At 66.4% G+C, this 6,753-nt stretch carries 7 protein-coding genes; 1 reads left to right on the top strand and 6 read right to left on the bottom strand.

Going from position 1 to position 6,753, the window contains the following annotated elements; genetic code table 11:
• Positions 1-87: 87 nt before the first annotated feature.
• Positions 88-972 (bottom strand): amidohydrolase family protein, encoded by an 885-nt coding sequence (locus tag ACTHL9_RS03200; RefSeq protein ID WP_440517266.1) that lies wholly within the window; start codon positions 970-972, stop codon positions 88-90.
• A complete protein-coding gene (locus tag ACTHL9_RS03195) occupies positions 972-1,907 on the bottom strand; it encodes an SDR family NAD(P)-dependent oxidoreductase (protein WP_440517265.1) in 936 nt (311 codons plus the stop codon). Before ACTHL9_RS03195 ends, ACTHL9_RS03200 begins: the two co-directional genes overlap by 1 nt.
• A gap of 121 nt (positions 1,908-2,028) precedes the next feature.
• Here ACTHL9_RS03195 and ACTHL9_RS03190 point away from each other — a divergent pair, with 121 nt between their 5' ends.
• Complete coding sequence (locus tag ACTHL9_RS03190; protein ID WP_440517264.1) at positions 2,029-2,484, top strand: MarR family winged helix-turn-helix transcriptional regulator; 456 nt, start codon at positions 2,029-2,031, stop codon at positions 2,482-2,484.
• Positions 2,485-2,512: 28 nt separating this feature from the next.
• On the opposite strand, the gene ACTHL9_RS03185 is transcribed toward ACTHL9_RS03190, so the two are convergent.
• From ACTHL9_RS03185 to ACTHL9_RS03170, 4 genes are all read right to left on the bottom strand, one after another.
• Entirely contained in the window at positions 2,513-3,715 is a 1,203-nt protein-coding gene (locus ACTHL9_RS03185) for an SGNH/GDSL hydrolase family protein (protein WP_440517263.1), read from the bottom strand.
• Positions 3,712-4,491: an alpha/beta hydrolase gene (locus tag ACTHL9_RS03180; protein WP_440517267.1), complete on the bottom strand. Its 780-nt coding sequence runs from the start codon at positions 4,489-4,491 to the stop codon at positions 3,712-3,714. The genes ACTHL9_RS03185 and ACTHL9_RS03180 overlap by 4 nt, the downstream gene beginning before the upstream one ends.
• A gap of 2 nt (positions 4,492-4,493) precedes the next feature.
• Positions 4,494-5,807, bottom strand: coding sequence for an MFS transporter (locus ACTHL9_RS03175; RefSeq protein ID WP_440517262.1), 1,314 nt, complete (start codon positions 5,805-5,807; stop codon positions 4,494-4,496).
• A 146-nt stretch (positions 5,808-5,953) separates the two neighbouring features.
• Positions 5,954-6,753, bottom strand: an 800-nt coding sequence (locus ACTHL9_RS03170) for a substrate-binding domain-containing protein (protein WP_440517261.1), incomplete at its 5' end; no start/stop codon positions are given.

The following is a 6,753-nucleotide window of genomic DNA, read 5'->3' as shown; positions in this document are numbered from 1 at the left end:
GTGAGGAGCGATTCGGCGTCGTACCAGTCCGCCACCTCATAGAGGCGAGTCCCGGCACCCATGGTGAGCTCCGTCGTCGTGCTCATCTCACTCCCCCAGCCCCAGCACGCGCACGGCGTTGCCCTTGAGGATCTTGGGGCGCACCGCATCCTTGAGCGGCAGACCGGCGAAGGCGTCGAGCCACTTCTGCGGGGTGATGAGCGGGAAGTCGGTGCCGAAGAGGACCTTGTCCTGCAGCACCGAGTTCGAGGCCTTCACGAGCGACTCGGGGAAGTACTTCGGCGACCAGCCCGACAGGTCGATGAACACGTTCGCCTTATGGGTCGCGATCGAATTGGCCTCCTCCTGCCACGGCACAGACGGGTGGGCCATGATCACAGTCAGGCCGGGGAAGTCGGCGGCGACATCGTCGAGCAGGAGCGGGTTCGAGTACCGCAGCTTGATCCCGTGCCCGCCCGGCAGCCCCGCCCCCATGCCGTTCTGCCCGGTGTGGAAGATCGCCGGGAGCCCCAGCTCCTGGAGCGCCTCCCAGAGCGGATAGAACTCCTCGCTGGACGGGTCGAAGCCCTGCAGGGACGGGTGGAACTTGAACCCGCGGGCGCCGAGCTCGAGGGCTTGGTGCTTCGCCCGGGCGATCGCCTCCTCACCCGTGCGCGGGTCCACGGACCCGAACGGGATCAGGACGTCGTTGTGCCGGGCCGCGCCCTCGATGAGCTCCTCGATGCTGTTGGGCTCATGCCCCAGCTGGGTCCGCGCGTCGACCGTGAAGACGACGGCGGCCATGTTGAGCTCGCGGTACGTCTCCGCGATCTTGTCCAGGCTCGGGGAGCGGTCCTCGGCCTTGAAGTACTTCGCGGAGGCCTCAGTGAGCGCGGCCGGGAGGGAGGCGTGCCCGCACGAGTCCACCTCGAGGTGGACGTGCATGTCGATCGCGTCGAGCCTCTCGACGTCGATCCCGAGCTCGTAGCGCATCAGCGGGCCTCTGCGGGGGCGGGCTGGAGCTCCGCCGGGAGCGGGAGGAATTCCTCGCCGAGGCTCTGCAGGTGGCCGCCGATGATCTCCGCGCCGCGCTCCTGGAGCGCCTCGTACGTCCAGCCGCCCTCGCGGTAGTCCGTGGTCGCCGGCTCCGGGTGGGTCCAGACCTGGAGGCGGTCCCCGCCGGCGCCGATCGCCTGGCCGGTGATCCCGGCGGCCTCGTCGGAGGCGAGGTACGCGATGAGGCCCGCGACGTCGTCGGCCGTTCCGAAGCCGAGATCGTGGCGGAAGAACGACGGCATGGCCTCCCCGCGCTCGTCGGCCTCGACGGCCTTGGCGAAGTACGGGACCGTCTTCGTCATGGCGGTCGCCGCGACTGGGACCACGGCGTTGACCGTCACGCCACTCTTTTTCATTTCTAACGCCCACGTGCGCACCATGCCCACGATGCCTGCCTTGGCGGCGGCGTAGTTGGTCTGGCCGAAGTTCCCGCGCTGGCCGGTCGGGGAGCCGATCGTGATGATCCGGCCCTGGACGCTGTTGGCCTTGAAGTACGCGAACGCCTCGCGGACACAGGTGAAGGTGCCACGGAGGTGGACGTTGATCACGAGGTCAAAGTCCTCGTCGGTCATCTTCAGCAGGCTCTTGTCCCGCAGGATGCCCGCGTTTGTGACGAGGATGTCGAGGCGCCCGAACGCGTTCACCGCGCCGTCGACGAGCGCCTTCGCCGCCTCGGTGGAGCCCACGGGGACGACGACGGCGGTCGCCTTGCCGCCGTCGGCCTCGATCTGCGCGACCGCGGCAGCCGCGGTCTCCTCGTTGACGTCATTGACGACGACGGCGGCCCCCTGCCGCGCGAGCTCCCGGGCGTAGGCCAGGCCCAGGCCCTGCCCGCTTCCCGTGACGATCGCTACCTTGCCTGCCAGACTCATGCCGTGCTCCCTCGCACTCGTGCTCCTCGATCTCCGGTGTGAGACCCTTGTTACGATCCATGAAAAGACGGATCATTGAAAATGTCAACGATTGATCTTGAAAGATGTTTGGAGGCTCGGAGTGAGTGCGCAGGACGAGCACGGGGTGCCGCGGTTGACCGCAGCCGCGGTCGCGGACGATATCGGTCTCCTACTCGCCAAGCTGCGCGCGGCGGGTTCGACGCTCAACAACAAGACGCTGGCCGAATTCGGCCTTCGCGAGCGCTCCTACTCAGTGCTGCGACTCGCGAGCAGCGGCCTGGAGCCCACGCAGCGCGAGCTCGCCGAGTTCCTGGCCCTCGACCCAAGCCAGATCGTGGCCCTCGTCGACGACCTCGAGAGCCGAGGCCTGGTTTCGCGAGAGCAGGGGCGCACCGACCGCCGCCAGAAGATCGTGCTCGCAACGCCCGACGGCGAGCGGCTGCACGCGGACGCCTACGCCGCGATGCAGGAGTGCGAGGCCGAAACGCTCTCGGCACTCTCCACCTCAGAGGCCGAAACGCTCAGGAAGCTCCTGCGGAAGGCCCTCTGGGGCTGAGCCCGTCCCGTCGTGCATCCTCGCCCAATCAGCCGTTCGACCCGAGCATCGAACGGGGGACGAGGCCGTCCTCGCCGAATGCGAGACGGGCGAATCGGCGACCGATCTCGGCGTAGAGGTCGGCATCGGGATGGAGGGAGTCCGGCAACGGGTGATGCGGGACGTCGGCCGGTCCGTAGAGGGCAAGACCGTCGAGGTAGCCGATGTTCTCCCCGGCGTTGCGCCGCACGTCGACCGCATGTTCGACGTGCCTACGAGAGTCGGCGAGAGTGAGCGCTCCTTTGGCGACGTCGGCAGGGTCGCCGTTGGTGTAGCAGCGAATGCCCCCGTCGGCGAGGAACTGCACGTCACTCGGCCCTGGAAGGTCGTCGCTTCCGGGCCACAGGATGGCGGAAACAACGACTATTGGGGTATCGGGATGTCCCCGCCGGATGCGGTCCAGAAAGCCATGGAGCGCTGGCACGAAAGTACGCTGATCCATCGACCGGGCGCCCACGATGTTGACGCCCACCTTGATGGAAATCACGTCCGCCGGCGTGACCGCGATCGAATCCGCGACGAATGGGTCCAGCATGCACTGGCCCCCGAACCCAAGGTTGATGACGTCAAGACCGGTAACCGCGGCGGAGACAACGGGCCACACGCTCGTCGGCAGCTCCGCTTCGACGCACTGGCTGATGGAGCTCCCGTGATGGATCCAGATCGGAAGGCCGGTCGGCGCGGCCGCGACCACCGGTGCGTCGCCGTCGACGTCGAGCAGATCGACGATCATGCCTTGCGGAAGAAACACTGTGACAGTCTTCACTCCTACAGGCAGCGGGCCGAACTCGACAAGAGACGAGTCGCCGCTCGGTACGTGTGTGGCTTCCTCGCCTGTTACCGACACGCATAGCGTGTGATCGACGGGGGCTTCGGCGGTGGCAACCGTGACGCCATCGATCTGGGCGACAAACCGGTTGCGGGCCCCGACGAAGTCACCGATCTGAATGCGAGTGCACCGAACGCGGAGGGTGAGCCGCGTCGCCGTCGTCTGCGCTCTCAGGCGCACGCCGGAGGCGGCCGACGCGACCGCGCGCAGGATCTCCCCGGCGGGCGGAAAGTGCCGCCAGTGGCGAACGGGGATTCGAACGGGACGCACTCCGCCCGGAGTGGGCACTAGCTCGAGATGGCCTTCGAGGCGGACGCTGCCGCCCGGCAGGAAGACGACCTCTCCGCATCCTGCCGGCGTCATTCGCCCACGCCCCTGGCAGCATGCTGGCTGATGAAATCCACGGTGTGGGAGATCACCAGATCTCGTTGGGGGACCTGCGCCCAGCCGTGGTCGGCTCCCTCTACGACGATCAGGTCGGCGCGGTCGCCGTAGACCTGCAGGTAGCGCTCCGCATAGGACAGCGGAATGAAGTCGGCGGTTCCGTGAAGGAGACGGACCGGACCGCTGTAGCCGGAGGCGCGGCCGTAGACGTCGAACGAGACCGCGTCGTCGCGCACGGCCGGACCCATCCGCATGCCGAGGAAATCGAAGTACCCCTCGGAGTCCAGACGTTCCAGTGATTGCCCTTGGAGGAAGCCGCTGCGGATCTCGTCCGCGAACATGGCCGCAGTCGACCACATGGTCACCGAGCGAACCGGGATCGAGGACTCCGCCGCGACGGTGGAAGCGATGACTGACCCCAGACTCATGCCCACGAGATGCAGATTGTCGGCATCCACAGCGTCGAGGTCAGCGACGGCCGCCACGACGTGGTGCGCTTGGCGGACATCCAGGGAGACGGAGGTGTCGAAGAACTCTCCGTCGCTCTCGCCGTGGCCAGCGCGGTCATAAGCGATCACTCCGATTCCGTGTGCGGCGAGTTCACGCGCCAGAGCGACGAACAGGCAGGTCGATTCCACTCGCGAGTTCCCGAAGCCGTGGAAGAGCACTGCGGTCGGGCCGGGCTCGGGTGACGGTGCGTACTGAGTGCCACGTAGGCAGAGCCCATCGACGGTGGTCTGAAATGGCCGAATCACGGTCACGACCGATCCCCCTCCGAAACGGCGGTTGCTTCCGTCGATACAAGCCCCGACTCGAGGTCGAATTCGTTGCGGGTGTTTCGGCGGAACCCGAGCCAGCCGACAAAGAATCCTGCGGCAGCAAGAACCGCCACGCCAATGTACAGAGCGCTCGGGTTGAGAATGACGAGCGCGGGAGTGACCACGTTCAGAGCAGCCGTCGCGAAGCGAGAGACGGCGTAGACGACGCCCTGAGCCGTGCCGCGGAGCATCGTCGGGAACGATTCCTGAGTCCAGACCTTCATGATCGTCTCGGTGCAGAAGGCGCCGAAGAATACTGTGGCCACGGTGGAGATGATGAGGGACGGAAGGCTGAACCCGACGATGACCGGAAGCAGATTCGCCGCAATGACCCCAATCGCACCCGCTACGTAGTAGGACATCCGACGCTTCGTATCGACGACGGCCATGAACCATATGGCGCCGACTATCGCTGCCGGCATCGCGAGAGTCGTCCACGCGTTGTACTCCGCGACAGAGGCACCGATCACGTTGACTGCGACAAACGTGCCGAAGCTGCCAGCAACGCTGGCCGCCATGGCCGCAAGGGTGTAGTAGCCGATCAGCGTGAAGAACGGGCGTCGGTAAGTGATGCGCGCGAAGTCGCGCAGGCGCGCCCGCTCGGCGCGGACAGTGTGGATTCCGGCACGGCGCTCCTCCCGCGCGGCCAGCCAGACCGCGGACTCTGGGATCGTCAGACGGAGTAGGAGCACCCCGAGGGCCACCGCCGCGAAGGTGCCGAAGATGACCAGTCCGCCGGTGGGTCCGGCGGCGCCGAAGTTGATGGCCAGCAGCACAGCAAGGAGGATGCCGAATCCGCCCAGCAGACTCGAGAAGACGAGGATCTTGCCGCGATTGCGGTCATTCGCCGCCTCGGAGATCGTCGCCAAGGCGACCGGGAGATCGGCCCCCACGCCGATGCCGATGAGAGAGACGCCGATGAGGAGCATTGGGAGAGCCATCCCCACGAGAGGAATGGCGGCGCCGACTGCCGTGAGGGCCATCGTGACGAGGAACACCGCGCGGCGGCCCCAGCGGTCGCCCAACCTCCCACCCAGGAGCGATCCGATGGCCACGCCCGCGGTCAGCGCGCCCGTGAGCAGGCCGACGTCGGATGGAGAGAGGCCAGGCGTGTCCGGCTTGAGTGCTTGGAACAGCACCAGCGCGATCGGAATCCCGGTGGTGATGCCGGTGTCCACGAACGTCGCCAGGCCGCAGACGACACCGACCCACCATGCATTCGGGGCGGGTCTGGCTATACCTGATGTGGCCATGCGAATACTCCCTTGTAGTCGGGGTGCGAGCGGAAGCGCCAAGGACGGCGAGGTGCGTTGGCGTGAGATTAGGGTGCTACACCGATATAGCAAGTGTCAATATCAATGTTTGAAAAAATCAATGATCTCGTGCCGTCAGGAGGGTTTCAGCGGATCGCTGCGGGGGCGGAGATGGAGCCGCCGGGGGCCAATCGCATGGGTACCCGATGAATACGCGGTGCGCTCGAGCCGCTGAGCAACAGCTGAGCCGCAAGCCGGCCGAGCGCTTCGTGAGGCAATGCCACGGACGTCAGGGTGGGCAAGACAGCCGTTGTCAGAGGGCTGCCGTCGAACGAAACGATCGACACGTCGTCGGGCACGCGCATCCCTGCCGATTGGAGCGCCTGATAGGCGCCGACCCCGACGGCGTCATTGACGCAGATGAGGGCGGACGGAGTGGCGCCTGAGGCGAGAAGCTTCGCAACGCTGCTTCGCCCGTTGGCCACATCCCAGTCATCGTCGATCGCAGTTCTGCCCGCGAGTGCAGTGCCAGCAGCAGCTAGCGTCCTCTCGATCCCCTCAAGCCGCGCCTCCAGGGCGAGGGGACTCCAGCCATGCCAGGCGGCACCCCCCACGATGCCCGAAGGGAAAGTCCCGACGAACCAGATGCGATCGAAGTGGCCGGCGGAGAGCAGAGCCGTCGCGGCCCCTGCGCCAGCAGCGACCTCGTCTGGAATGACCGCCGTCGCATCGGAGTCATCCGAGACACAGTTCAGCAGAACGAATGGCAGGCGTCGAAGCAACGCTGGGACGGCGATGGTCCGGGTGAACATCGATCCATAGATGATCCCGTCAACGTCTCGATTGACGAGGCTCTGCAGCAGCCTCGCCTCATGGGACGGTTCACCCTGAGTGTCCACGGTGTAGAGCAACGTGTCGGCGTCCTGAAGCGACTCGAGCACGCCCC

Origin of the sequence: Sinomonas sp. (genome assembly GCF_051955515.1) — a bacterium.
Classification (GTDB): Bacteria; Actinomycetota; Actinomycetes; order Actinomycetales; family Micrococcaceae; genus Sinomonas.
Note: the sequence above shows the minus strand (reverse complement) of the source record. Positions and strands in the feature narration are given on the sequence as shown.

Bases quoted from the DNA above. Each gene is read 5' to 3' on its own strand.
- ACTHL9_RS03200 (WP_440517266.1), bottom strand. From the start codon at position 972: ATGCGCTACGAGCTCGGGATCGACGTCGAGAGGCTCGACGCGATCGAC.
- ACTHL9_RS03195 (WP_440517265.1), bottom strand. From the start codon at position 1,907: ATGAGTCTGGCAGGCAAGGTAGCGATCGTCACGGGAAGCGGGCAGGGC.
- ACTHL9_RS03185 (WP_440517263.1), bottom strand. From the start codon at position 3,715: ATGACGCCGGCAGGATGCGGAGAGGTCGTCTTCCTGCCGGGCGGCAGC.
- ACTHL9_RS03175 (WP_440517262.1), bottom strand. From the start codon at position 5,807: ATGGCCACATCAGGTATAGCCAGACCCGCCCCGAATGCATGGTGGGTC.